This is a genomic window from Methylobacterium ajmalii, from assembly GCF_036448855.1.
Lineage (GTDB): Bacteria > Pseudomonadota > Alphaproteobacteria > Rhizobiales > Beijerinckiaceae > Methylobacterium > Methylobacterium ajmalii.
In genome coordinates this window covers 126,750-150,933 of the sequence record NZ_JAZFXT010000004.1, presented here as the reverse complement: position 1 = coordinate 150,933, position 24,184 = coordinate 126,750, and the positions used below count along the sequence as shown (strand labels likewise).

The window sequence follows — 24,184 nt, the reverse complement described above, 5'->3', positions numbered from 1 at the left end:
GCGCCTGACCAAGGTCAGGCTTGCCGGCCCGGACTGTCTCGAAGATGGCTCAGCGCCCGGGCCGCTGTCGCGGCCGGCGCCGATGGGTGGTCGTATAGGCTCCGCGTTTCGGCCCGTCAACCGGTTTCATGAAGCTTCGGCGACAGGAATGCCCGTCCCGGCCCCCTCCCCTACCGTCAGGCGGGGTCGGACGGCGCGCAGAGCCAGAGGCGCATCGTGTCGAAGGTCCGGGTCGCGGAGGCCACGATGGCCTCGGCCCCGGCCGTCCCGGCCTCCTCGGCGAGGCGCAGTCGAAACGCCTTCCACATCGCGCCGGTGTCGCGGCCGTGTCCGCGGTAGTAGCGGCAGCCGTCCTCGCCGGTCAGGCCGAGCTGCTGCGCGACGTGCCGGGCGATGACCTGGCCGCCGAGCGTCGAGCCTTCGAGGACGTAAAGGCTGCCGAAGGCCTCCGCCCGGTCGCGCGGCGGTGCCGCGGCGGGACGCGGCAGCGCCCGGATCGCCGCGTCGCCGAGCCCGAGATGACGCAGATCCGCGGTGAGGCGATCGAGGCGGCGGCGCGGACCGAAGAAGGCGTCGTCAGCCAGAACCTCGGCGAGCGCCGGCTCCCAGGCGGCGTGGAAACCCCAGAAGCGGGCGAGCAGGCCGCGATAGCCCTCGCGGGTCGAGACGCGGGTCTCCCAGGCGAGATCGCGTTCGATCGCCTCGTGCGCCTCGCGGGTCTCGACGCGCAGGCGCGCGTGAATGTCGTCGACCCGATCGATCACGCCGTGACCGTGAAGCAGGCGCCGGGACGGTTCTCGACCTCGAGCCGGGCGTTGATCTGGTCGAGCATCGCCCGGACCAGCTTCATGCCGAGTCCGGTGCCGCGGGCCGGCGCGTCGGACCAGCCGGCCGGCAGGCCCTGGCCTTCATCGCAGACCGAGAGGCGGATGCGCCCCTCGGTCTCGCCGGCGACGCTGACCGCGACACGCCCGCCGGCATCCGCGTAGGCGTACTTGAAGGCGTTGGTGATCAGCTCGGTGGCGATCAGCGAGAGCGCCACCGCCTTGCGGTAGGGCACCATCAGGCCGGGCTCGGCGTCGAGGTCGACCGCGTGCCCCTTGCCGGCCATGCCGGCGAGGTCGGCGCAGAGGTTCTCGATCGTCTGGCCGAGATCGACCTCCTCGACACTCTCGGCCTGGTAGAGGCTGTCGTGGACCCGCGCGACGCTCATCACACGCGCCGCGGTCTCGGCGAAGGCCGCCTGCGAGGCCGGATCGGTCACCTGGCGGCGCTGCATCTGCAGGAAGGCCGAGACGATCTGGAGCGAGTTCTTGACCCGGTGGTCGATCTCTCGGGTCAGCAGATCCTTTTGCGCCAGCAGGCGCTCCTTGTCGGCCAAGAGCCCGGTCAGCTCGGTGATCTTGCGTTGCTGGCGCAGCACCACGCCCTCGACCGCCTGGGCGAGCGCCTCGGCGATGGCGACCTGCCAGGGGGCGAACGGCTCCGAGATGCCGCGGCGCTCCTCGACCCAGCGCTCGAACGAGCGCCGAGGCAGCACCGCCACCGGCCCGCTGCCGGCGAGCACCGGCTTGCGCGGGTCGCCGCCCCAGGTGACCGTGCTCGGCATCTCGGGCCGGAACCACAGGAGCAGGTGGCGCCGCTCCGGATCGACGAAGACCGCGAGCAAACCGCTGGCGCAGGCCGCGAAGGGCGCGCTCGGCGGGTGGGCGGCCGGGAACTCGGCAGTGGCGTAGCTGGCCTGGTCGGCCGGCAAGGTCTCGCGCAGCCACCCGGCGATCGCCCGGATCGCGTCGGGCGGCGGGGTCTCGCCGAGGGAGCGCACGGAATCCTGCGAGACCGTCGCGGCGCCCCGCGCCCCGAACAGGTCGAGGACGGTATGGGCCTGCTCGGTGAGCGCGCTCACGAAATCGTCGGAGCGGGCGAGCTCCCGGACGAGATCGCTCTCGAGGGCGAGGTGGGCCTGCTGCTCCTGCCACAGGCGCCGGCTCTCGAGCTCGTAGACCCGCATCGCGAAGGCATCAGCCAGCACGGTGGCGGCGGCGCGGGTCTCGGGCGCGACGTAGTGCGGCTGTCGGTGGTGGCCGATCATCAGCCCCCAGAGCCGCCCCTCGACCAGGATCGAGACCGACATCGAGCCGTTCACCCCGAGGTTGCGCTGGTACTCGAGATGGATCGGCGACAGGCTGCGCGACTGCGCGAAGGTGAGGTCGACCGGGGTGTTGGCGGTCGCGGGCGTCGCGACCAGCGGCACCGGGACGTAGTCGCGGTCGATGACGAAGCGGCTCTTCGAGCGGGTGTAGAGCGCGCGTGCCTGGGCGGGGATGTCGGAGGCGGGGAAATGCAGGCCGAGCAGGCTCCGGCTCCAGTCCGGGTCCTTGTCCTCGGCGATCGCAGCACCGTTCCAGTCGGGATCGAAGCGGTAGACGAGGACGCAGTCGAAGCCGGTGAGCGCGCGGGTCTCCCGCGCCGCCACCCGGGCCGCGCCCTCGAGCGAATCGGCGTCGCGCAGCCGGCCGATCGCCAGCTCCATGTCGAGCTGGCTGGCGCTGCGGAAATCCTCCGGATGGGCCGGGGCCAGCTCCAGCTCGACGACGATGCGCTCGCCGTTGCGGTGGGCCACCGCCTCGACCGGCAGGCCGGCGGCGAGCACGACCCGCTCGCGCACGGTGCGGCCGGGATCGATCCCCTCCCCCTGCAGGGACGCGCGGATGCGCCCGGCAAGGTCGGCGCCCAGCACCGCCTCGAGGGGCAGCCCGAGGGGATCGCGGTCGAGCGCGTCGCGGACGTTGGCGCTGCAGGCCACCACCGCGAGGCCGTCGATCTCGGCGGCGATCAGCACCGCGTGGGGCTGGATCGCCCCGGGGACGTGGATCGGCTCGCGCTCGCACAGGCTCGGATCGACCGGCTCGGCCCGCACGCGCTGGTTCACCGCCGCCTGGACCGCGTCGCGCCGGTGCCCGGCCTCCAGGGCCTCCACCGGCTCGGTGACGATCCAGTAACGATCGGGCACCGCCGCGTCGCGCAGGGTGATGCGCACCTGCATCGGCTTGGGGTCGAAGCCGTAGACGAACGAGAAGCTGTCATCGAGCCGTCCCCGGCGCAGGCCCTCGCGGAAGCGACCGTAGAAATGCGGCAGGTGGGTGCAGGGGGCGACGTCGGTGAAGAAGTTGCGGCCGATCACCCGCTCCGGCCGCCGGCCCGAGAAAAGGCTCTCAGCGCGGTTGTAAAGGTGGATGATGCCCCGGCCGTCGACCTGGATCACGCCCTGCTGAAGCGCGTCGAGGTCGTGCGGCGCGAGCGCGTCGAGGTCGATCGCCGGAGACATCGTCTGATCGGGCAAGGTCACGGGTATTCCAAGGAGGCGAAGGCCCGAAACGGGCGCGCGTCCAGCGACGGGCCGCGCATCTTATCGGGTTCTGGATCTGAACGAAACCGCAACGGAGTATCGTCCCTGCCGACGACGCATCACCGCGTGCCGCCGGTCCGCTCGGCGACGGCCTTGACTGCCGTCTGCAGCCCCTCCTCCAGGGTCGGGTGGTAGAACGGCCGGTCGAGGAAGGTCGCGGCGGTCCAGCCCTCCTGCACCGCCACCGCCATCAGGTGAGCGAGGTGCTCGACGCCCGGCCCGATCATCGCGGCACCGACGAGGCGCCCGCCCGGCTCGGCATAGACCCGAATCAACCCGTCGGCCCGGTCCATCGCCCGGGCGCGGCCCTGGTCGGCGAAGGACGTCTCGCCGACGACCCAGTCGCGGGCGGCTTCCGGATCGAAGGCGCGGCCGATCGCGGCGATCAGCGGATGGGTGAAGATCAGGCTGAAGGCCGGCCAGGGCGGCGGCGCCTCGACCTGGGGGAAACGCGCGGCGTTGCCGCCGGCGATCCAGCCCTGGCGCTGGGCCTCATGCAGCACCGGCTGCTCGTGGTTGGCGTCGCCCGCGATGAAGATCGGCAGGGTGCCGCATTGAAGGGTGCGCGGGTTGAAGTCCGGCAGGCCGTCCTCCTCGGGATCGTCGAGGCCGGCCGCCGCGAGGTCGAGGTCGGACAGGTTCGGCGGGCGCCCCGCGGCGGCGAGAACCCGGGCGAAGGTCCCCTCGCCCCGCTCGCCCGTGGCGAGGCGCCAGGTCAGCCGCACGCCGTCGCCCTCGGCGGTCGCGGTCTCGACGGTGGCGCCGAGGCGCAGGTCGATCTCGGCGCCGAGGAGCGCGGCGGCGCACGCCGCGACCTCGGGATCGTGAATGCCGCCGACGGCCTCCGCGGGGTCGAGGAGGGTGACCCGGACGCCGAGGCGGCTCATCGCCTGGGCGAGTTCGAGCCCGACGGCGCCGGCCCCCAGCACCGCGAGGGATTCGGGCAGCGTCCCGATCTCGAACAGGGTGTCGGTGGTCAGGACACGGTCGGCGACCGGCCGCAATGGCTCGGGCAGGCTCGGGCTCGATCCGGTGGCGATCACCACGGCGCCCGGGACGATCCGGGTGTGGTCGTCGACCACGAGCGTCGCCGGGTCGGAGAAGCGCGCGGTACCGGCGACGCGCTGCTCGGCCGGGATGCGGTCGAGCCCGTCGAGGACCGAGGCGACGAAGTCGTCGCGCAGGGCCCGCACCCGCCGCATCACGGCGGCACCATCGACCCGGACCTCGCCAGCCTCGACGCCGAACACGCCCGCATGGCGCGCATCGTGGGCGGCGCGCGCCGCCTCGATCAGGAGCTTCGAGGGCATGCAGCCGACCCGGGCGCAGGTGGTGCCGCCGGGGCCGCGCTCGATCACGACCGCGCGGGCGCCGGCCTTCGTCGCCGCGTCGTAGGCCGCGAGCCCGGCCGTGCCGGCCCCGATGACGGCTACGTCGCAGGTCAGTTCACGCATCTGTCTTTCCCTCGGGCCGCACGGCGCGGCGGAGCGGCGACGGCGCTGGTTGGCCCTTCGGCAACTTGGATCGTGGACGATTCGTTCCCGCGCGTCGGGTCGTCCCGGACGTCAGGCCGGCGACACACCACCCTCGGCGAGGAGCCGGCCGACGAAGCCGGACAGTCCGACCTGGCGCTCGCGGCGCAGGTGCTCGGCGGCCAGGATCGATTCGAGGGTCTTGAACGAGCGGTCGAGGTCGTCGTTGACCAGCACGTAGTCGTATTCCGACCAGCGCTCGATCTCGGTGCGGGCGTTGAGCAGGCGGCGCTCGATCGTCTCGGCGGAATCCTCGGCCCGGCGCTCCAGGCGGCGGCGCAGCTCGGCCATGCTGGGGGGCAGGATGAAGACGGTGACGACGTCGTCGCGTAGCTTGCTCCGCACCTGGCGGGTGCCCTGGTAGTCGATGTCGAAGATCATGTCGCGGCCGGCGGCCAGCGCCTTCTCCACCGGGCTGCGCGGCGTGCCGTAATAGTTGCCGTGGACCTCGGCCCATTCGAGCAGGTCGTCGCGCTCGCGCAGGTGCTCGAAGGCGTCCCGGTCGATGAAACGGTAGTGCTGGCCGTCGATCTCGGACGGGCGGCGCGCCCGGGTGGTGACCGAGACCGAGAGCTCGAGGCCCCATTCGGGCCGCTGGGCCAGCGCCCGGGTCAGGGTGGTCTTGCCCGCCCCCGAGGGCGAGGACAGGATCAGCACCAGGCCCCGGCGCGCCACCGGTGCGTTCAGGAGTTCGGAGCCCATAGTCGCCACCATCGCGTTCCATCATCCTCGTCGGCGGCGCGGGCGGGCGGGGGGCCGTGCCCCCCGCCGCGCATCCGGCTCTCCCGTCAGACCCCTTCCAATGCCGCCGGCCCGGCGGGCGCGCAACCGGGGAGATGCGGGCCGGGCGGGGACAAGTGCCCCTACTCGATGTTCTGCACCTGCTCGCGGAACTGCTCGACCACCGCCTTGAGGTCGAGGCCGATGCGCGAGAGCGCGACGTCGTTGGCCTTGGCGCAGAGGGTGTTCGCTTCGCGCCCGAGCTCCTGGGCCAGGAAGTCGAGCCGGCGGCCGACGGCGCCGCCGGCCGCCAGCAACTCGCGAGCGGCGGCGAGGTGGGCGCGCAGGCGGTCGATCTCCTCGCGCACGTCGGCGCGGGTGGCGAGCAGCACCGCCTCCTGGTGCAGGCGCGCCGGATCGAAGGTCGCGACCTCCATCAGGGCGGCGACCTGGGCGGCGAGGCGAGCCTTCACGGCCTCGGGCCGGCGGGCCGGGCAGGCCTCCGCCGCCTCGACGAGATCGGCCATGGCGGCGAGCTGGCCGCCGACGATCTCCGTAAGCGCCCGTCCCTCGGCGCGCCGCCCCTCGGCCAGGGCCTCGACGAGTTGCAGGGCCGCCGCCGCGAGGTCGCGCCGCAGGGCCTCCTCGTCGTCGCCCGTCTCCTCCTCGACCTCGACGACGCCGCGCACCCCCATCAGCCCGTCGACGGAGGGAAGCGTGATGCCGAGCGGCATCGGCACCCGGGTCACGGCCTCCGCCAGCGAGGCGAGCAGGGCCTCGTTGATGCGCACCCGCGGCGCGGCCTCGGTCCGCGACAGGGTCAGGGTGAGGTGGCAGGTGCCGCGCCCGAGGCGCTTCTGCACCAGGGCGCGGGCCTCCTCGCCGACGGAATCGAGGCCCGTCGGCACCCGGACCCGGACCTCGAGGCCGCGACCGTTGACGCTCTTGAGCTCCCAGGCCCAGTGCGTGGGCCCGGTGGTTCCGGCCTCGCGGGCGAAGCCCGTCATGCTGGCGATGGTCATCGTGTGCGGCGCTCAGGGGTTGCGCAGGACCGGGACGGTCTTGGGCGAGTTCAGGTCGAACGTCTTGTTGCGCAGGGGATCTCGGGCCGTCCCCTCCGAGGCGTCGAAGGCGCGCGAGCGGGCCGCCGTATTCGCCTCGCCGCCGTCATAGGCGAGCGGCGCGCCGGGCAGCGCGGTGCGCGGCGGCAGGGCGGCGCCGGCGGCCGCCGGGTCGGCCTGCGCCGGCGGCTCGACCTTGTCGACACCGATCGTCGTGCCCGGATCGGCGGCGGCCTTGGCCTTCTCGACCTGGCGCCAGCGAGCGACGTTGCGGTTGTGGGCCTCCAGGGTCTCGGCGAAGACGTGGCCGCCGGTCCCGTCGGCGACGAAGAACAGCTCCTTGGTGCGCGAGGGGTTGGCCACCGCCTCCAGCGCCGCCCGGCCCGGATTGGCGATCGGCCCCGGCGGCAGGCCCTCGATCGCGTAGGTGTTGTAGGGCGTCACCCGGTCGATCTCGGAGCGCAGGATGCCGCGCCCGAGGGTGCCGCGGCCGCCGACCAGGCCGTACACGATGGTCGGGTCGGATTGCAGCCGCATCCGCTTCTGCAGCCGGTTGACGAAGACCCCGGCGACGCGGGGTCGCTCGTCGGCCCGGCCGGTCTCCTTCTCGACGATCGAGGCCAGCGTGACCATCTCCTGGGGCGTGCGCACGGGAACGTCGGGCGAGCGGCGGGCCCAGATCTGATTCAAGACCTCGCGCTGCTTGGTGCGCATCAGGTTGAGGATCTTCTGGCGGGAGTCGCCGCGCTCGAACTTGTAGGTGTCGGGCAGGAGCGAGCCCTCCGGCGGGGTCTCGTTGATGTCGCCGGTCAGCACGTCGTTGTCGTTGAGGCGGGCGACGATCTGCTCGCTCGTCAGGCCCTCCGGGAAGGTGATGGCGTGCTGGACCGGCCGGCCCTGGACCAGGACGTCGACCACGTCGTCGATGCTGGCATGGGCCTTGAAGTTGTACTCGCCGGCCTTCAGCGCCGCCTTGCGGCCGAAGCGGGCGGTGAGCTCGAACAGCATCGGGTGGCCGATCACGCCCTCGCGCTGGAGCAGCTCCGCCATCTCGCCGACGCTGGAGCGGGGCACCACCACGACCTTGTCGGCGGGCAGCGGGCCGGCCTCGTTGGTCTGCCGCTCCAGGACCACGATGCCCAGGATGGCGCCGAGGCCGAGGATGACGAACAGGGTCAGGAGGCCGCTTACCGCCGAGAGCAGGCCGCCGCGCTCGCGCACCGGCTTCTCGGGCGGCGGCGGGGCGGCGGTCGGCTTGATGGCCTCGCTCGGGCTGCGCGGGGCGAGCCGGTTCGGCTGGCTGACCGGCTCCGGCGCGCTCGGCGCCGGGTCCTGCGTCTTCGATCTGCGAAACATGGCGGTCCTGTCGTGGCGCGTCCGGGAAGCGGCAGGTGGACGCGCGTGCCGGCCCGATGGGGCGGAAATCGACCGAGACCCTAGCAACTTTTATGGCGAAATGGAGCCGCGCGCGCATCGCCGGCCACAGACGACAAAGCCCCTCCGCAGGAGCGAGAGGGGCTTTTCGAAACAGACGAGCAGGAGCCGGACGATCCGCCCGGCCGAAAAACTCAGACCCGGCGCAGGATCAGCGAGGCGTTGGTGCCGCCGAAGCCGAAGGAGTTCGACAGGGCGATGTCGACCTTCCGCTTCTGCGCCTTGTGCGGCACGAGGTCGATCGCGGTCTCGACCGAGGGGTTGTCGAGGTTGAGGGTCGGCGGAACCACCCCGTCGCGGATCGCGAGCACGGAGAAGATCGCCTCGATCGCGCCGGCGGCACCGAGCAGGTGGCCGGTGGCGGACTTGGTCGAGGACATCGCCACGTCGGTGGCGTTGCCGAGCAGGCGCTCGACCGCCTTCAGCTCGAGCTCGTCGCCGAGCGGCGTCGAGGTGCCGTGGGCGTTGATGTAGTCGATCTCGGACGGGGCGATGCCGGCGCGCTTCACCGCCGCGGTCATGCAGCGGAAGGCCCCGTCGCCGTCCGGCGAGGGCGAGGTGATGTGGTAGGCGTCGCCCGAGAGGCCGTAGCCGACGACCTCGGCGTAGATCTTGGCGCCGCGGGCCTTGGCGTGCTCGTATTCCTCGAGCACCACCACGCCGGCGCCCTCGCCCATCACGAACCCGTCGCGGTCGCGGTCGTAGGGGCGCGAGGCGCGCTGCGGCTCGTCGTTGAAGCCGGTGGAGAGCGCCCGGCAGGCGGCGAAGCCCGCGAGCGAGAGCCGGTTGATCGGCGATTCGGCGCCGCCGGCCAGCATCACGTCGGCGTCGCCCAGCGCCACGAGGCGCGCGGCGTCACCGATGGCGTGGGCGCCGGTGGAGCAGGCCGTCACCACGGCGTGGTTCGGGCCCTTGAGGCCGTGGGCGATCGAGACCTGGCCGGAGGCCAGGTTGATGATCCGGCCGGGAATGAAGAACGGCGAGATCCGCCGCGGGCCCTTCTCGAACAGCGTCACCGAGGCATCGTAGATGCCGCCGATGCCGCCGATGCCGGAGCCGATGAGGACGCCGGTGGCGCACTGATCCTCGTGGGAGGTCGGGTGCCAGTCGGCGTCGTCGAGCGCCTGGCCGGCCGCCGCCATCGCGTAGACGATGAAGGGGTCGACCTTGCGCTGCTCCTTGGCTTCCATCCACTTGTCGGGATTGAACGTGCCGTCGCTGCCGTCGCCCAGCGGGATCGAGCAGGCGATCTTGCACGCCAGATCCGAGACGTCGAAGGCCTCGACGCGGGCGGCACCGCTTTGCCCCTCGATGAGGCGGCTCCACGTGACGTCGACGCTGCTTCCCAGCGGCGACACCATTCCGAGGCCCGTGACGACGACTCGACGCATCGCGTTATCCCGACCCGATCCCATGACGGAAGCGTTCTACCTGTTTAGGGGAAGACGGCGGCGATCAGCCGGCGTTCTTCTCAAGGAACTTGATCGCGTCGCCGACCGTCTGGATCGTCTCGGCGGCGTCGTCCGGGATCTCGACGTTGAACTCTTCCTCGAACGCCATCACCAGCTCGACGGTGTCGAGGCTGTCGGCGCCCAGATCGTCGATGAAGTTCGCGTTCGGGGTCACCTTCTCGGGCTCGACGCCCAGGTGATCGACGACGATCTTCTTCACCCGGTCCGCGATATCGCTCATCGTGTAGGTCCTTAAGTTACTGCTCGTGGAACTGTTCGGAGCCGCCGCGTGCGGGCGGAGCCCCGGGGAGAGTTCGTCATGCGGCCGGCGCACCGGTCGCGCGTGTCGTGGAAAAGCCGCGGACGGCCGGTCCGTCAATCCCCTTGCACGGCCGGCGGGTGCTTAACACAGGGATTCCGCCCTGGCGAGGCCCGCTTCAGCTCCGGTTAAGGAACCGTACCCCGCCGACGGAATGGTGCCCTTGCCCTGGGGACAACCCGCCATCCGCGCCCGGGTCAGTACATCGCCATGCCGCCGTTGACGTGCAGCGTCTGGCCGGTGACGTAGGCCGCCTCGTCCGAGGCGAGATAGACCGCGGCGGCCGCGATCTCGGCGCCCTCGCCGAGGCGCCCCATCGGCACCGTGGCGAGGATGCCCTCGCGCTGCTTGTCGTTCAGCACGTCGGTCATCGGCGAGGTGATGAAGCCCGGCGCGATGCAGTTGACGGTGATCTTGCGGCTCGCCACCTCGGCGGCCAGCGCCTTGGTCAGACCGACGAGGCCGGCCTTGGCGGCGGCGTAGTTGCCCTGGCCGGCATTGCCGGTCGCGCCCACCACCGAGCCGATGTTGACGATGCGGCCGTGGCGGCGCTTCATCATCCCCTTCACCGCCGCCCGCGACAGCCGGAACGCCGCCGTCAGGTTCACGGCGATCACGCTGTCCCACTCCTCGTCCTTCATGCGCAGGAAGAGGTTGTCGCGGGTGATGCCGGCGTTGTTGACCAGCACGTCGAGCCCGCCGAGCGCGGCCTCGGCCGCCGGCACCAGGGCCTCGACCGCGGCGGTGTCGGAGAGGTTGGCCTCCAGCACGTGGACGCGCTCGCCGAGCTCGCTCGCCAGCGCCTCCAGGGCCTCGCGCCGCGTGCCCGAGATCGCCACATGGGCGCCCTGGGCGTGCAGGGAGCGGGCGATGGCGCCGCCGAGGCCGCCGGTGGCGCCGGTGACGAGGGCCTTGCGGCCGCTGAGGTCGAACATGGACGGTTTCTTTCTCAGAGCGTGAAGGCCGCGACCTCGGCCGAGGTGCCGACCGGCGTGGCCGAGGTCCCAACTGCTATGCGCTTGACGAGGCCCGACAGCACCTTCCCGGTGCCGATCTCGTAGAAGGCGTCGACGCCGGCGGCGGCCATGGCCGCCACGCATTCGCGCCAGCGCACGGTGCCGGTGACCTGCTCGACCAGGGCCGAGCGGATCGCCGCCGGCTCGCCGATCGGGGCGGCGAGCACGTTGGCCATCACCGGTACCCTGGCGGGGCGCAGGTCGACGCGGGCGAGCGCCTCGCGCATCGCCTCGGCGGCCGGCGCCATCAGGCCGCAATGGAAGGGGGCGGAGACGTTGAGCATCACCGCGCGCTTGGCGCCGCGGCCCTGCGCCAGGGCGACCGCCCGCTCGACCGCGGCGCGGTGGCCCGACACCACGACCTGGCCGGCGCCGTTGTCGTTGGCGACGTCGCAGACCTCGCCGTCGCGGGCCTCCGCGGCGACCTCGGCCGCCGCCTCGACGTCGAGGCCGAGAAGCGCCGCCATGGCGCCCGAGCCCACCGGCACCGCCTTCTGCATCGCCTCGCCGCGCAGGCGCAGCAGGCGGGCCGCGTCGGCGAGCGACAGGCTGCCGGCGGCGGCGAGCGCGCTGTACTCGCCGAGCGAGTGGCCGGCCACGTAGGCGACGTCCCGGGCGAGATCCAGGCCGCGCTCGGCCTCCAGCACCCGCAGCACCGCGATGCTGGAGGCCATCAGGGCCGGCTGGGCGTTGGCGGTGAGGGTCAGCTCCTCGGCCGGGCCCTCGAACATCAGGCGCGAGAGGTTCTGCCCCAGGGCCTCGTCGACCTCGGCGAAGACCGCGCGGGCGGCGGCGTGATCCTGGGCGAGGGCCGAGCCCATGCCGACGGCCTGGCTGCCCTGGCCCGGAAAGATGAAGGCGCGCGACACGTGCGGGTGTTTCCTGCCCTGGGTTCGTGAGTCGATGCGGCTGCGGGACGCAGCGATTGGGCGGCGCCAGTCGCAGAGCGGCAAGCGGTAGTCAAGCGTGGCCGGACCGTAAAAATTCATCGCCGCGTTCGGGGGAATCGTGCGAGCCGGACGTCGCCGCTTCGCGGGTCCTCGCCAAAGACCAGGCGGCAAGGAGAGGCGCGGGTCTCTCCTCTTCCGTTTGGGAGAGGGGCCGGGGGATCGAAGATCCCGCGTGGGGGCGGCTCGGCTTCAGCAACGACCCTGAACCGTCGAGCTGCGCAGCTCGACGGTCTGCGCTTCACACCGGACCGCGGCACCTTCGCCCCCACCCCTCTCCCATTCGGGAGAGGGGGCCCCGCGCCAGGTGTTTGTCGAACAGCCTTGCACAGACCAACTCCTCCACCGACGCTTGTTGCAATACGGCATCTCGTGTAGGGAGGCCGCTACTCCGAGATTTTCGTTTGACCAAGGAAGGGGTCGCGCATGGCTCGCGTCACCGTTGAGGACTGCATCGACAAGGTCGAGAACCGCTTCGAGCTGGTGCTTCTCGCCGGCCACCGGGCTCGCCTGCTCTCCTCCGGCGCTCCCCTCACCATCGACCGCGACCGCGACAAGAACCCGGTCGTGGCCCTGCGTGAGATCGCCGACGAGACCATCACGCCGGACGACCTCAAGGAGCAGCTGATCCACTCGCTGCAGAAATACGTCGAGGTCGACGAGCCGGAGGCCGAGACCGTGCCGCTGCTGTCGAGCTCGCCGGCCGCCGCCGCGGTGGCGCCGCAGGGCTCCGGCGACGGCGACGACATCCAGTTCGACAAGATGAGCGAAGAGGATCTGCTGCGCGGCCTCGAGAACCTCGCACCCCCGACCGAGACGGAGGAGGAAGGCGACTGAGCCTTCCGTCGGGACCAAGAGCAGGAAGGCGATCGAGCCTTCCCTCGGGACCCCAACGACCCGAACCCGGCCGAGAGGCCGGGTTTTTTCGTGACCTTTTTGACCGATCCCGGACGGAAGCGGCGCCGCCGCGACGTTTAGGGGCTGGCGCGACCGCACGTTCGGCTCGATATTCCCATCCGGACCTCCACAAGCGTCGTCGGCGTTCAGCGCAACCGGCTTCAGATCCGGCACGCCGCGACGCCTCCGCCGGCCGCGTGCCGTCGGCTCTCGCGCGCCTCAAGGAGACCAGCGGCGGATGATGCGCCAGTACGAGCTCGTCGAGCGGGTCAAGGCCTACAATCCCGGCGCCGACGAGGGGCTGTTGAACCGGGCCTACGTCTACGCGATGCGGGCGCACGGCACGCAGAAGCGCGCCTCCGGGGATCCGTTCTTCGCCCACCCGCTCGAAGTGGCGGCCATCCTCACCGACCTGCGGCTCGACGACGCCACCATCGTGGCGGCGGTGCTGCATGATACGGTCGAGGACACCGCCGCCACCCTCGACGAGATCAACCGGGTGTTCACTCCCGAGATCGGCCGGCTCGTCGACGGGCTCACCAAGATCAAGCGCCTGGATCTGGTCTCGAAGCGTGCCGCGCAGGGCGAGAACTTCCGCAAGCTCCTGCTCGCCATCGCGGTCGACGTCCGGGTCCTGCTGGTCAAGCTCGCCGACCGGCTGCACAACATGCGCACCCTGCAGCACATGCCGGCGGAGAAGCGCGCCCGCATCGCGCAGGAGACCCTCGACATCTACGCGCCGCTGGCCAGCCGCATGGGCATGCAGGAGCTGCGCGAGGAGCTGGAGGACCTCTCCTTCGTCAACCTGAAGCCCGACGTCTACGCGACGATCAGCAAGCGCCTCTCCGACCTCTCGGCGAAGTCCGAGCGCCTCGTCGAGAGCATCGAGCGCGACCTCGTCGCCAAGCTCGCGAATGCCGGCATTACCGCCACCGTCAAGGGACGGCAGAAGCGACCCTACTCGATCTGGAGCAAGATGGAGCGCAAGTCGGTCGCGTTCGAGCAGCTGTCCGATATCTTCGGCTTCCGGGTCATCGTCGACACGGTCGACACCTGCTACCGGGCGCTCGGCGTCGTCCACACCACTTGGCCGATGGTGCCCGGCCGCTACAAGGACTACATCTCGACCCCGAAGCAGAACGACTACCGGTCGATCCACACCACCGTGATCGGGCCGAAGAGCCAGCGCGTCGAGCTGCAGATCCGCACCACCGAGATGGACGAGATCGGCGAGTACGGCATCGCCGCGCACGCCCTCTACAAGGATGGCGCGCCGCATCTCGCCACCGAGAGCGGCGCCTACCAGTGGCTGCGCCGCACCATCGAACTGCTCGCCGAGGGCGACAGCCCCGAAGAATTCCTGGAGCATACCAAGCTCGAGCTGTTCCAGGACCAGGTCTTCTGCTTCACCCCGAAGGGACGGCTGATCGCGCTCCCCCGGGGCGCCACCCCGATCGACTTCGCCTACGCGGTCCATACCGATGTCGGCAACACCGCGGTGGGGGCCAAGATCAACGGCCGCATCGCCCCGCTGCTGACCGAATTGCAGAACGGCGACGAGGTCGAGATCGCCCGGGCCGACGGCCAGATCCCGCCGGCGGCCTGGGAATCCCTCGTCGTCACCGGCAAGGCCCGCGCCGCGATCCGGCGGGCCACCCGCTCGGCGGTGCGCCGGCAATATGCCGGTCTCGGCCGGCAGATCCTCGATCGCGCCTTCGAGCGCGCCGGCAAGAACTTTTCCGACGAGAAGCTGCGCGGTGCCCTGCCCCGGCTCGCCCGCCAATCGACCGAGGACGTGTTCGCGGCGGTCGGCCGGGGCGAGATGTTCTCCGGCGACGTCGTGAAGGCGGTCTATCCCGACTACAAGGACGAACGCCGCGCGGCGAGCCAGCCCGCCCCGGCCGGTCCGCGGCCGCACGTCACCGGCGCCGGGCGCCTGTCCCTCGACAAGGACCAGACGGTGCGGCTCACCTGGCCGGGCAAGGACGCGGCCGGCAAGGATTCCGGCGGCAAGGAAGCCGGCCCCGGCGGCGCGGCTCCGGAGGACGGCGCGATCCCGATCCGCGGCCTCGACCGCGACCTCCTGGTGCGCTTCGCCCCCGACGGCGGCGCGGTGCCGGGCGACCGGATCGTCGGCATCCTCACCCCCGGCGAGGGCGTGACGATCTATCCGATCCAGTCGCCGGCGCTCGCCGCCTTCGACAACGAGCCCGACCGCTGGCTCGACGTGCGCTGGGACGTGGACGGCGCCTCCAACCAGCGCTTCCCGGCGCGGCTCGCCCTGCAATCGATCAACGAGCCCGGTAGCTTCGCCCAGATCGCCCAGGTGATCGCCGACCACGACGGCAACATCGACAACATCTCGATGAAGCGGCGCAGCCAGGACTTCACCGACGTGACGATCGACCTCGCGGTGTGGGACCTGAAGCACCTCAACGCTATCGTGTCGGAGCTGCGCGCCAAGCGCGTGGTGAGCCGGGTCGACCGGGTGAACGGGTGAGACGAGCGGAGGGGCAGGATTGCACCGGGGCCGGCGGGCTGCCACAAGCCCCGGCTCAGTGCTCCCCCGCCGACCACTGAAGGCTCTCATGACCTCCGACGACGTCCTCGCCGAATTCCGCTCCGCCGGCGCCCTGCTGGAGGGCCATTTCGTGCTCTCCTCGGGGCTGCACAGCGCGGTGTTCCTGCAGAAGATGGCGATCTTCACCGATCCGGTGCGCACCGCGCGGGTCTGCAGCGCCCTCGCCGAGCGGATCACGGCCCGGTACGGGAAGGTCGACTACGTCGTCTCGCCGGCGATCGGCGGCATCGTGCCGGGCTACGAGACCGCGCGGGCGCTCGGCGCCAAGGCGATCTTCGTCGAGCGCGACCCTGGCAAGCCCTTCGCCCTCCGCCGCGGCTTCCAGATCCCGAAGGGCGCCCGGGCGGTGATGGTCGAGGACATCGTCACCACCGGCCTGTCCTCGCGCGAGTGCCTAGCCGCCCTGACGCAGGAGCCCGGCGAGGTGGTGGGCGCCGCCTGCCTGATCGATCGCTCGGGCGGCAAGGCCGATCTCGGCATGCCGCTCGTCGCCCTCGTCACCCTCGACATCCCGAACTACCCGGCCGACCAGCTGCCGCCCGAGCTCGCCGCGATCCCCGCGGTGAAGCCCGGCAGCCGCGCCCTGCCGGTCGGCTAGAACCGGCTTGTCCCCGCTGCGCCGCCGCACCGTCGCTTGACAGGCGCGGCGGCGCGTCCTTAGCTGGCCGGATTGCGGCCGCTGCCCGGTGTGCGGCACCCACGCGGTTTTTCCCTGCCCTCAATACTCCGGGGGCAGTGCATTGCTCGTAGCGGCTTTACTCGCAAGTCATTCTTTTCGTGCGGCCGTACCGCACTTTTCAAGGACACCCGATGCCCAATCCGTCCCGGAGCGCCCTGTTCATCGACGGCGCCAACATCTATGCGACCACCAAGGCCCTCGGCTTCGACATCGATTACCGCAAGCTGCTGGCCGACTTCAAGGCGCGCGAGAACCTGGTGCGCGCGTTCTACTACACCGCTCTGGTCGAGGACCAGGAATACTCCTCGATCCGCCCGCTGATCGACTGGCTCGACTACAACGGCTACCGCGTCGTCACGAAGCCCGTGAAGGAGTTCACCGACTCCACCGGCCGGCGCAAGATCAAGGGCAACATGGACATCGAGCTGACGATCGATGCCATGGAACTCAGCCCCCACATCGACCACATGGTGCTGTTCTCCGGCGACGGCGACTTCCGGCCGCTGGTGGCGGCGATGCAGCGCCGCGGCGTGCGGGTGACCGTGGTCTCGACGGTCCAGACCCAGCCGCCGATGGTCGCCGACGAGCTGCGCCGCCAGGCCGACGACTTCGTCGACATCGTGCAGCTGATCCCCCGCATCGGCCGCGAGCAGGGCGAGCGCCCGGCCCGGCCGCCGCGCGCCGTCGGCACGGACGGCCCGCGGGACTACGCACCCCGGGACCCGGCTCCCCGCCCGAGCGTCAACCTCGAGAACCGCTACGGCATCCGCCAGAGCGACGAGGACGACGCAGAGGATTGATGCCCCTTTCGGGCCGGCCCTCAGCCGCCGGCCCGGGCCAGCCTCTCCAGGCCGTGCCGGGTCTCGACCGGCGCGGCCCAGCCGAGCGCCGCGAGGCCCGCCGCCCGCGCCGCCAGGGAGCCGGCCAGCCGCTCGCGCAGCTCGCTCCGCCCGGTCAGGGCCAGGGCGGCGCCCAGCAGGCCTTCCGGCACCGGCACGAGGCCTGGCCGGCGGCCGAGGCCGGCCCGCAGGGCCTTGATCATCTCCGGCACGCTCACCGGCTCGGATTCGGCGACGATCAGCGGCCGGCGCAGGGGATCGGGCGCCCGCAGGACCGCATCGACGGCATCGGCCAGCGACTCGACCGAGACCAGGGAGCGCCGCCCGGACAGTCCCCCGAGGGGGAGCGGGTAGGGCGCGCGGGCGAGTCGCAGCAGCGCCGCCATGTTACCCTTCTGGCCCGGACCGTAGACCAGCACCGGGCGCAGGGCGGCGTAATCGATATCGATGCCGGCGAGCGCCTCCTCGGCGGCGAGCTTCGAGCGGCCGTAGGGATCGGTCGGGGCCGGCGCGTCGGCCTCGGTGAGGACGCGGTCCGCCGAGGGCCCGGACTGGGCCCGGATCGAGGACAGGAACACGAAGCGGCGCACCCGGGCGCGGGCGGCGGCCTGGGCGAGGCCCCGCGTCGCCTCGGTGTTGAAGGTTCGGTAATCGTCCTCCGGCGCCCCCGACATCGCGTGGGCGAGGCCGGCCGAGTGCACCACCGCGTCGGCACCGGAGAGCGCCGCCGCCATGTTCTGCGGCCGGGCGAGATCGCCCACCACCGCGCCGCTGATCCCCGGCGGCAGGTCCCCGGGGCGGCGCAGCAGCACCCGCACCCGGTAGCCCCGGGCGGTGAGCGCCGCCAGGAGGTGGCGGCCGATGAAGCCGGTCGAGCCGGTCAGGGCGACGAGGGGAGCGGTCATGCGGGGTTCGTCCGGGTGGCGGGCAGGGCGAAGAGCCGGAGCAGGGCGGCGACGAGACCGCCGCCGAGGGCGAGGCCGACCAGGGACACCGTCCAGCCCGGCGCCGCCAGGGTAAGGCCGGCGAGCAGCGCCAGTGCGAGGTTGAGGCCGAACACCGCGCCGACGACGAACGGCACCGAGCGGCCGTTCGTGGTGGCACGCTGGTAGAAGTGGCTGCGATGGGCCTGCCAGACCGGCTCGCCGGCGAGCGCCCGGCGCCCGAGGGTCAGGGTCGCGTCCGCCAGGTAGTAGAGCGGCAGGAGGATCGCGGCGGCGAGCCCCCCCTCCCCGGCGAGCCGGTAGAGCAGCCAGGCGACGAGGAGGCCGATCGGCAGCGAGCCGACATCGCCGAGGAAGAGTCTCGCCACCGGCCGGTTGAACGGCGCGAAGCCCAGGAGCCCGCCCAGCAGGGCGGCCGCCGCCACGGTCGCCTCGGCCGGCAGGTGGCCGGCGAGGCCGAAGGCCGTGAGGGCGCCGAGGAGCGGCACCATCTCGACCACCGTCATCCAGTCAAGCCCGTCCATGAAGTTGACGAGGTTCACGAACCACAGCCCGGCGAGCACCGCGATCGCGTATTCGAGCCAGGACGGCAGGGCCGGGACGAGGGGCGCGCCGCCGGAGGCCGAGAGCACCAGCACGACGGCGGCGGCCTGGAGCGGCAGGCGCAACCCCGCCGAGAGCGGCCGGATGTCGTCGACCGCGCCGATCGCCGCGAGCGCCAGCGTGCCGGCGGCGAGCGCCGCGATCTCGGGGCCCACCGCGCCGGACAGCCCGAGCAGCACTGCGAGCGCCGCCGCGACGACCGCGATGCCGCCGCCCTGCGGGGTCGGGACCCGGTGGCTCGAGCGGGCGTTCGGCCGCGCCAGGGCGTAGCGCAGGAGGAGCGGACGCAGGACGACGATCAGGCCGGCCGACAGGACGGCGGCGAGCGGGATGGCGACAAGGACGGCGACCAGGGGGGAGAGCGGCATGCGGCGGGGCGTGACTCGACGAGGACGGGCCGCGAACGGCCGTCCCACCCCTACCCCACCGGCACGGACGCAACCAGGGCGGAGGCCTCAGGCCGGCCCTTAGGCCGGCGAGGCCAGGGGCTTGCCCGCCTCGACGATGTAGGTGCTGACGAGGCGCACAGGGCGCTCCCCGCTCTTCGCGCCGCCATGAGGTACGCCCGGCGCCACCTGGAACCCGTCGCCGGCCTTGAGCATGCGGGTCGGCTGGCCCTCGATCGGCAACTCGATCTCGCCCTCGACGACGTAGCCCGACTCGATGCCCGGATGGGTGTGGCGGCCGACCAGGACGCCGGGCTCGATCTCGACCTCGGCGGTGATGGTGACGTAGCCCGGGGCCGGGCCCTCGGTCCGGCCGAGGATCTTGCGCTTCACCCCCGGCGTGGCGGCGGGCGGCGCGGTCTGCGCCTCCGCGTCGGTGGCGAGGAACCCGGTCAGGCTGCAGATGGCGCAGGAAGCCAGCCCGGCAAAGCCGCGGCGCGTCAGCATGGTCTCACTCCCTCGGGCCGCGCTCTTGGCAGGCCGGCGCGGTTCTTTCAGCTTGCCCGTCCCTCCGCGACAGTCAAGGCGCAGCGATCGACCCGACATCCGGGCCGTCGGGATTTGGGCTCGACTTGGAGGGGACCGGCAAGGCCGATCGGGGACCGGGGGGCCGCACGGGGCCGCCGGGCATCCTGCCGCGTCAGCGCTCGAGGGACTTGAGGTAGCGGATCAGGTCCTCGGCTTGGTCGGGGTCGAACCGGAACTCGGGCATGCCCGGATGGCCGGTGCGGATGCCTTCGGCGAGGGCCTCGGCCAGCTCCTCCACGGGATAGCGGGCGTGGAGGTCGCGGAAGGGCGGGGCCGCCCGCAGCGGGCTCGGGCCGGTGCGCCCGACGGCGTGGCAGCGGGCGCAATGCGTCCGGGCGAGCGCCGCGCCCTGGGCCTCGCGCCGGTCCCAGCCCGCCGCGGGCCCCGCGGCCAGGAGAGCGGCCAGTGCCGGGGCGATGATCGTCGCGAGGGGCCGGCGCGCGCCCATCAATGGCTCGCCAGACAGCAGATCGGGGTGGTGCGCAGGATGTCGCGCGTGGCGCCGCCGAAGGCCCATTCACGCAGGCGCGAATGGCCGTAGGCGCCCATCACGATCAGGTCGGCCTCCTCGCGGGCGGCGAAGCGGAGCAGCGGGTCGGCGGCGCCCAGCTGCTGGCCCGGCAGCAGCTGGGCGGTCGCCGCGACGCCGTGCGCGGCGAGATAGGCGGCGGTGCCCTCCGCGCCGTCGCGCCGGGTCTCCGCCCCGACGGCGACGACCTGGACCCGCTCGGCGCCGGCCAGGAACGGCAGGGCGTCGCGGACCGCGCGCCGCGCCTCGCGGGTGTCCTTCCAGGCGACCACGACCCGCCGGGCATCGAGCCGCTCGAGCCCCGGCGGTACCACGAGGACCGGGCGACCGGCCTCCATCAGCACGGTCCCGGCCGAGACCCCGAGCGGGCCCGGATCGCCGTCCGCCGGCCCCTGCCGGCCGACCAGGACGAGGTCGGCGCCCCGCGCCCGCTCGGCGAGGAAGGCCGAGGGCGAGCCGAGGCCCGCGTGCCAGGACCGCGCGGCGACCGCGCCGGCCTCGCGCTCGAACAGCGCCTTCGCGCCGTCCAGCCGCTCGCGGGCGCGCTCCTCCTCGCTCTCGTAGAGGTCGTCGGCCAGGAGCAGCGCCTCGCTGGCCGGCATCGGGATCGGCACCGGGCAGGCCGCGACGCCCGTCAGGCGCGCCCCGAACCGGGCGGCGAGGCCGGCCGCGAGCTGGATGCGATCCGCCGCCGCGGCGCCGAGATCGACCGAGACCATGAGGGTGGCGAACGTCATGACGATCTCCCGATCCGAGGACCCGCCCGGGGTAGCCCGGGCCTCGAAGGACCGCCCGGGCTACCCCGGGCCTGGGACCAGTCTCGCGCCCGCCCCGGGCCTGGGCCTTGATCCAGCGCAACGCGACCAGCACGCTCGGACGGGCGCCGCGCGGCGACGGGGGCTCGGCCTTCGGCCCGCCCGCGGGGCAGGACCGGAGCGCGGCCGTCATGGCGCCGAGCCGGTCATGGCGCCGGGCCGGAAGAGCCCTCCGGGGTCGGGGCGGCGGAAGAACCAGGGTTCCGTCAGGGACGGCGCGGGCGCCGGCGTGCCGGGGGGCCGTCCGGGATGTCGTCCGGGCGTCCCGGGGCGACCGCCGGCGCGCCCTGATCGCTCCGGGGACCGGCCGTCGCGGGCGCCGGCCGCAGGACGACCCCGTATCCGTCCTCGGCATCGCCGATGAAGCGGATGCCCTCCCCTTCCAGCACCCGGCGGATCGCCTCGAGCGTTCGGTTGCGGGGCTGGACCTGCTCGCTCTCGATCATGTTGAGGGTCACGACAGAGACGGCGGCGCGGCTCGCCAGAACCCCTTGGGTCCATTTGAGGAGCCCGCGCCCGGCGCGGATCTGTGCGGCGACGATCATGAGCGCGAGATGGGCGAAACTGAAAGATTTTTCAAGTTTCGGATTGACGCCGTGTCTGCCGGGCCGTATCCCCTCCCCATCGCCGGTGCGGGCCGGAGATGCTCGGTTATCTCGTCCAAGATCACACCGAGCCATCGCACGACACGCCCGCGCCACCCCGCAGCCCCGTTCGGACGGAGCCAGGCATGACACAGCACGACGGTCTCAGCGTCGCCGCGTCCGCCCGTCCCGGGCTGGTGCGGCCATTATGGCCGCAACGGGAGCGCGCCGGCCTCAGGGGCTGACGGCGCCCGCCGGCCTCGCGAAGCCGGCCGATTTCCCACCACGACTCGACCCCACCATCTGACGGCCCTGCGGGCCGGCAGGGGACGGTTATCGGGTAGAGCGCCGCAGGCTTGTCCCGCGGAGGTCGCGGATTCGATTTCCGCCGGGGCCGTCAGGTCCCAGTAGCTCAGCACACCCCGTCTCCGACATCATGACCGCAGGACCCCGCCATCAGGACGGGACGAGGATTCTCGCGGCCGCGCGGGCCGGAGAGGGACGGTTATCCTTGCCACGGAGGAGGTCGCGGGTTCGAACCCCGCCGGGCCGCGAGGCCCGTAGCTCAGTCGGTAGAGCGCCCAACGCCGTCCCTCATGCCACGACCGCGCGGCCCGGGTGATCGCCGCGGGCCGACAGGCGAAGATTATCGAGGGGGTCCGAGGGGTGCGGGTGCGAAGCTCGTCGGGCTTCAATCCCCGCCGGGTCGCCGGACCCGCAGCTCGAGCAGAGCATCGGACAAGAGCCTTCGCCGCGACCGCGAGCGGTGAAGGCACGGCCGTGCGGGCCGGCCGGGACGGGTTGTCCGGTCGACCGAAAGGTCCGGGTTCGAATCCCGCGGGCCGTCGGGCCTGAGGCTCGGGTGACGCACGAGCTGCCCGCGTCGGCGAAAGCCGGGAGCACGGCCGGTCCCGAACCCACGCCCGCACGGCCGACGGCCGTCCGCGACGACGCGAAAGTCTTTTCGGCCGCGAGGCACACCGGGGACGGGACGTCACGCCCTTCCCCGACCGCGCCCGTGCGCCGTCACGAGCCACCGGTCCGATGACGGACCGCGATGGAGAGAGGAGAGACGAGGAGGACCCGCCATGATCACCTACGCCACGCTGGCCTCGCTCCGGCGTACCCCGCAGAGCGAGCCGATCCCCGGCACCGTGCGCAACGGCGCCGGCGGCCACGCCTTCGCGGTCGACGACTGGACCCGGCTCGCGCGCTTCCTGGTGCTCGGCTCCGAGGGCGGCTCGTACTACGCGAGCCCCCGCGCGCTGACCGTCGAGAACGCGGCGGCGGTGCAGCGCTGCCTCGCCGAGGACGGCCTGCGCGCCGTCGCGGCGATCGTCGCGGTGAGCGAGGGCGGCCGGGCGCCGAAGCAGGATCCGGCGATCTTCGCGCTGGCCCTCGCGGCGGCGGCCCCGGACCTGGCGACCCGGCGCGCCGCGCTCCAGGCGCTGCCGCGGGTCTGCCGCACCGGCACGCACCTGTTCCAGTTCGCCGAGGCCGTCGAGGCGATGCGCGGCTGGGGCCGGGGTCTGCGGCGGGCGGTGGGCGCCTGGTACGCGGCCGCGCCGGTGGAGGCCCTGGCCTTCCAGGCGATCAAGTATCGCGTGCGCCAGGGCTGGACGCATCGCGACCTCCTTCGCCTCGCCCATCCCGAGACGGAGGAGCCGGCACGCCGGGCCCTGTTCGACTGGATCTGCCGCGGCCGCCTGGCCGAGGAGGTTCCAACGATCGTCCACGCCTTCGCGCAGGTGCAGGCGGACGGGATCGACGGGGCGGTGGCGGCGGCGCTGATCCGCTCGCACGGCCTGCCCTGGGAGGCGCTGCCGACCGGTCTGATGAAGAGTCGCGCGGTCAACGAGGCCCTGATCGAGCGGATGCCGGTCGGCGCCCTGGTGCGCCAGCTCGGGCGGCTGACGGCGGCCGGCGCGCTCGCGCCCTTCTCGGAGGGCACCGAGCGTGTCCGGACGGTGCTGGCCGACCGGGAGCGGCTGCTCAAGGCGCGGCTGCATCCGATGGCGCTGCTCCTGGCGCTGAAGACCTACGCCTCCGGGCACGGTCAGCGCGGGAAGCTCGCCTGGGAGCCGGTCGCGGCGATCGTCGAGGCGCTGAACGCCGCGTTCTACACCGCGTTCGGCGCGGTGGAGCCGACGGGCCGGCGCCTGGTGCTCGCCCTCGACGTCTCGGGCTCGATGGCGGGCAGCACCGTGGCGGGCTCAGGCCTCACCGCCCGCGAGGCGGCGGCCGCGATGGCGCTCGTCACCGCGGCGAGCGAGGAGCGCTGGCAGATCCTCGGCTTCACGGCCGAGGAGGGGCGGCCCTGGAACCGGGGCGCGGCCCTGACGCCCCTGGCGATCGGGCCGTCGCAGCGGCTCGACCAGGCGGTGGCGGCGACGGCGGACCTGCCGTTCGGCGCCACCGACTGCTCGCTGCCGATGCGCTGGGCGCTGGAGCGGGGGATCGAGGCCGACGCGTTCGTGGTCTACACGGACTCGGAGACCTGGGCCGGCCCGGTCCATCCGGTCCAGGCGCTGCGGGAGTACCGGGAGAAGACCGGAATCCGGGCGAAGCTGGTGGTCGTCGGGCTCGTCTCCAACGGCTTCAGCATCGCCGACCCGGCCGATCCCGGCATGCTCGACGTGGTCGGGTTCGACGCCGCGGCGCCGGCGGTGATCGCGGATTTCCTCCGCGGATGAGGAGGGGGCGGCCCGGCGGGCCGCCCCCTCGCACGAAGGCCGCTCTCTTCGCTCGAAGGTCCTGGCGGATGGAATCCGCAACCCGGACCGTCGTGATGAGACGCACACAAGACGATCGCCCGCCCGAAAGCCGCGCACATTAGCCGGCAATCGTCGT

General features: G+C 72.6%; 21 protein-coding genes and 1 tRNA gene. 6 read left to right on the top strand and 16 right to left on the bottom strand.

The window, feature by feature from the left end; translation table 11 throughout:
- Positions 1-176: 176 nt before the first annotated feature.
- From V3T34_RS01400 to fabD, 10 genes are all read right to left on the bottom strand, one after another.
- A complete protein-coding gene (locus V3T34_RS01400) occupies positions 177-764 on the bottom strand; it encodes a biliverdin-producing heme oxygenase (RefSeq protein ID WP_244537671.1) in 588 nt (195 codons plus the stop codon).
- On the bottom strand, positions 761-3,328 hold the full coding sequence (locus V3T34_RS01395) for a histidine kinase dimerization/phosphoacceptor domain -containing protein (protein WP_305079788.1): 2,568 nt from the start codon (positions 3,326-3,328) through the stop codon (positions 761-763). The genes V3T34_RS01400 and V3T34_RS01395 overlap by 4 nt, the downstream gene beginning before the upstream one ends.
- Positions 3,329-3,468: 140 nt before the next feature.
- Complete coding sequence (locus V3T34_RS01390) at positions 3,469-4,863, bottom strand: dihydrolipoyl dehydrogenase (RefSeq protein WP_305079787.1); 1,395 nt, start codon at positions 4,861-4,863, stop codon at positions 3,469-3,471.
- 111 nt (positions 4,864-4,974) lie between these two features.
- Positions 4,975-5,655 (bottom strand): guanylate kinase, encoded by a 681-nt coding sequence (gene gmk / locus V3T34_RS01385; RefSeq protein WP_175540052.1) that lies wholly within the window; start codon positions 5,653-5,655, stop codon positions 4,975-4,977.
- 149 nt (positions 5,656-5,804) lie between these two features.
- Entirely contained in the window at positions 5,805-6,683 is an 879-nt protein-coding gene (locus V3T34_RS01380; protein ID WP_060848243.1) for a YicC/YloC family endoribonuclease, read from the bottom strand.
- Between the two features lie 12 nt (positions 6,684-6,695).
- Positions 6,696-8,078 carry an endolytic transglycosylase MltG gene (mltG, locus tag V3T34_RS01375; RefSeq protein ID WP_060848244.1) on the bottom strand — a complete coding sequence of 461 codons (1,383 nt, stop codon included), beginning with the start codon at positions 8,076-8,078 and terminating at the stop codon, positions 6,696-6,698.
- Between the two features lie 212 nt (positions 8,079-8,290).
- Positions 8,291-9,547 carry a beta-ketoacyl-ACP synthase II gene (fabF, locus tag V3T34_RS01370; RefSeq protein ID WP_060848245.1) on the bottom strand — a complete coding sequence of 419 codons (1,257 nt, stop codon included), beginning with the start codon at positions 9,545-9,547 and terminating at the stop codon, positions 8,291-8,293.
- Positions 9,548-9,611: 64 nt separating this feature from the next.
- Entirely contained in the window at positions 9,612-9,848 is a 237-nt protein-coding gene (locus V3T34_RS01365; protein ID WP_048430877.1) for an acyl carrier protein, read from the bottom strand.
- A gap of 275 nt (positions 9,849-10,123) precedes the next feature.
- Positions 10,124-10,861 carry a 3-oxoacyl-[acyl-carrier-protein] reductase gene (gene fabG, locus V3T34_RS01360; RefSeq protein WP_091889911.1) on the bottom strand — a complete coding sequence of 246 codons (738 nt, stop codon included), beginning with the start codon at positions 10,859-10,861 and terminating at the stop codon, positions 10,124-10,126.
- A gap of 14 nt (positions 10,862-10,875) precedes the next feature.
- The gene (gene fabD / locus V3T34_RS01355; protein WP_305077041.1) at positions 10,876-11,811 is read right to left on the bottom strand and encodes an ACP S-malonyltransferase; all 936 of its coding nucleotides are present in this window, start codon (positions 11,809-11,811) and stop codon (positions 10,876-10,878) included.
- A gap of 504 nt (positions 11,812-12,315) precedes the next feature.
- Between fabD and rpoZ the strand changes: the two genes are divergently transcribed.
- From rpoZ to V3T34_RS01335, 4 genes are all read left to right on the top strand, one after another.
- Positions 12,316-12,726 carry a DNA-directed RNA polymerase subunit omega gene (gene rpoZ / locus V3T34_RS01350; RefSeq protein ID WP_060848248.1) on the top strand — a complete coding sequence of 137 codons (411 nt, stop codon included), beginning with the start codon at positions 12,316-12,318 and terminating at the stop codon, positions 12,724-12,726.
- A 298-nt stretch (positions 12,727-13,024) separates the two neighbouring features.
- On the top strand, positions 13,025-15,286 hold the full coding sequence (locus V3T34_RS01345) for a RelA/SpoT family protein (RefSeq protein ID WP_060848249.1): 2,262 nt from the start codon (positions 13,025-13,027) through the stop codon (positions 15,284-15,286).
- 88 nt (positions 15,287-15,374) lie between these two features.
- Positions 15,375-15,965 carry an orotate phosphoribosyltransferase gene (pyrE, locus tag V3T34_RS01340; protein WP_060848250.1) on the top strand — a complete coding sequence of 197 codons (591 nt, stop codon included), beginning with the start codon at positions 15,375-15,377 and terminating at the stop codon, positions 15,963-15,965.
- A gap of 212 nt (positions 15,966-16,177) precedes the next feature.
- A complete protein-coding gene (locus tag V3T34_RS01335) occupies positions 16,178-16,846 on the top strand; it encodes a LabA-like NYN domain-containing protein (protein ID WP_060848251.1) in 669 nt (222 codons plus the stop codon).
- 20 nt (positions 16,847-16,866) lie between these two features.
- On the opposite strand, the gene V3T34_RS01330 is transcribed toward V3T34_RS01335, so the two are convergent.
- The 6 genes from V3T34_RS01330 to V3T34_RS01305 form a co-directional block, all read right to left on the bottom strand.
- Positions 16,867-17,790 (bottom strand): NAD-dependent epimerase/dehydratase family protein, encoded by a 924-nt coding sequence (locus tag V3T34_RS01330; RefSeq protein WP_305077042.1) that lies wholly within the window; start codon positions 17,788-17,790, stop codon positions 16,867-16,869.
- On the bottom strand, positions 17,787-18,800 hold the full coding sequence (locus V3T34_RS01325; RefSeq protein ID WP_060848253.1) for an MraY family glycosyltransferase: 1,014 nt from the start codon (positions 18,798-18,800) through the stop codon (positions 17,787-17,789). The genes V3T34_RS01330 and V3T34_RS01325 overlap by 4 nt, the downstream gene beginning before the upstream one ends.
- 99 nt (positions 18,801-18,899) lie before the next feature.
- Positions 18,900-19,325: a cupin domain-containing protein gene (locus tag V3T34_RS01320; protein ID WP_060848254.1), complete on the bottom strand. Its 426-nt coding sequence runs from the start codon at positions 19,323-19,325 to the stop codon at positions 18,900-18,902.
- Between the two features lie 193 nt (positions 19,326-19,518).
- Positions 19,519-19,854: a c-type cytochrome gene (locus tag V3T34_RS01315; RefSeq protein ID WP_331369087.1), complete on the bottom strand. Its 336-nt coding sequence runs from the start codon at positions 19,852-19,854 to the stop codon at positions 19,519-19,521.
- Positions 19,854-20,672 (bottom strand): universal stress protein, encoded by an 819-nt coding sequence (locus V3T34_RS01310; RefSeq protein ID WP_305077044.1) that lies wholly within the window; start codon positions 20,670-20,672, stop codon positions 19,854-19,856. Before V3T34_RS01310 ends, V3T34_RS01315 begins: the two co-directional genes overlap by 1 nt.
- 284 nt (positions 20,673-20,956) lie before the next feature.
- The gene (locus V3T34_RS01305) at positions 20,957-21,295 is read right to left on the bottom strand and encodes a helix-turn-helix domain-containing protein (protein ID WP_060848257.1); all 339 of its coding nucleotides are present in this window, start codon (positions 21,293-21,295) and stop codon (positions 20,957-20,959) included.
- A 517-nt stretch (positions 21,296-21,812) separates the two neighbouring features.
- Here V3T34_RS01305 and V3T34_RS01300 point away from each other — a divergent pair.
- Together V3T34_RS01300 and V3T34_RS01295 are read left to right on the top strand one after the other, a co-directional pair.
- Positions 21,813-21,888, top strand: a tRNA-Gly gene (locus V3T34_RS01300).
- Between the two features lie 534 nt (positions 21,889-22,422).
- On the top strand, positions 22,423-24,027 hold the full coding sequence (locus V3T34_RS01295; RefSeq protein ID WP_305077045.1) for a TROVE domain-containing protein: 1,605 nt from the start codon (positions 22,423-22,425) through the stop codon (positions 24,025-24,027).
- Positions 24,028-24,184 lie beyond the last annotated feature (157 nt).

Coding starts and splice junctions, on each gene's coding strand:
- V3T34_RS01320 (WP_060848254.1), bottom strand. CDS start 19,325: ATGCTGACGCGCCGCGGCTTTGCCGGGCTGGCTTCCTGCGCCATCTGC.
- pyrE (WP_060848250.1), top strand. CDS start 15,375: ATGACCTCCGACGACGTCCTCGCCGAATTCCGCTCCGCCGGCGCCCTG.
- V3T34_RS01395 (WP_305079788.1), bottom strand. CDS start 3,328: ATGTCTCCGGCGATCGACCTCGACGCGCTCGCGCCGCACGACCTCGAC.
- V3T34_RS01380 (WP_060848243.1), bottom strand. CDS start 6,683: ATGACCATCGCCAGCATGACGGGCTTCGCCCGCGAGGCCGGAACCACC.
- V3T34_RS01325 (WP_060848253.1), bottom strand. CDS start 18,800: ATGCCGCTCTCCCCCCTGGTCGCCGTCCTTGTCGCCATCCCGCTCGCC.
- V3T34_RS01310 (WP_305077044.1), bottom strand. CDS start 20,672: ATGACGTTCGCCACCCTCATGGTCTCGGTCGATCTCGGCGCCGCGGCG.
- fabG (WP_091889911.1), bottom strand. CDS start 10,861: ATGTTCGACCTCAGCGGCCGCAAGGCCCTCGTCACCGGCGCCACCGGC.
- mltG (WP_060848244.1), bottom strand. CDS start 8,078: ATGTTTCGCAGATCGAAGACGCAGGACCCGGCGCCGAGCGCGCCGGAG.
- V3T34_RS01390 (WP_305079787.1), bottom strand. CDS start 4,863: ATGCGTGAACTGACCTGCGACGTAGCCGTCATCGGGGCCGGCACGGCC.
- gmk (WP_175540052.1), bottom strand. CDS start 5,655: ATGGTGGCGACTATGGGCTCCGAACTCCTGAACGCACCGGTGGCGCGC.
- fabF (WP_060848245.1), bottom strand. CDS start 9,547: ATGCGTCGAGTCGTCGTCACGGGCCTCGGAATGGTGTCGCCGCTGGGA.
- V3T34_RS01295 (WP_305077045.1), top strand. CDS start 22,423: ATGATCACCTACGCCACGCTGGCCTCGCTCCGGCGTACCCCGCAGAGC.
- rpoZ (WP_060848248.1), top strand. CDS start 12,316: ATGGCTCGCGTCACCGTTGAGGACTGCATCGACAAGGTCGAGAACCGC.
- V3T34_RS01365 (WP_048430877.1), bottom strand. CDS start 9,848: ATGAGCGATATCGCGGACCGGGTGAAGAAGATCGTCGTCGATCACCTG.
- V3T34_RS01330 (WP_305077042.1), bottom strand. CDS start 17,790: ATGACCGCTCCCCTCGTCGCCCTGACCGGCTCGACCGGCTTCATCGGC.
- V3T34_RS01315 (WP_331369087.1), bottom strand. CDS start 19,854: ATGGGCGCGCGCCGGCCCCTCGCGACGATCATCGCCCCGGCACTGGCC.
- V3T34_RS01345 (WP_060848249.1), top strand. CDS start 13,025: ATGATGCGCCAGTACGAGCTCGTCGAGCGGGTCAAGGCCTACAATCCC.
- V3T34_RS01305 (WP_060848257.1), bottom strand. CDS start 21,295: ATGATCGTCGCCGCACAGATCCGCGCCGGGCGCGGGCTCCTCAAATGG.
- V3T34_RS01335 (WP_060848251.1), top strand. CDS start 16,178: ATGCCCAATCCGTCCCGGAGCGCCCTGTTCATCGACGGCGCCAACATC.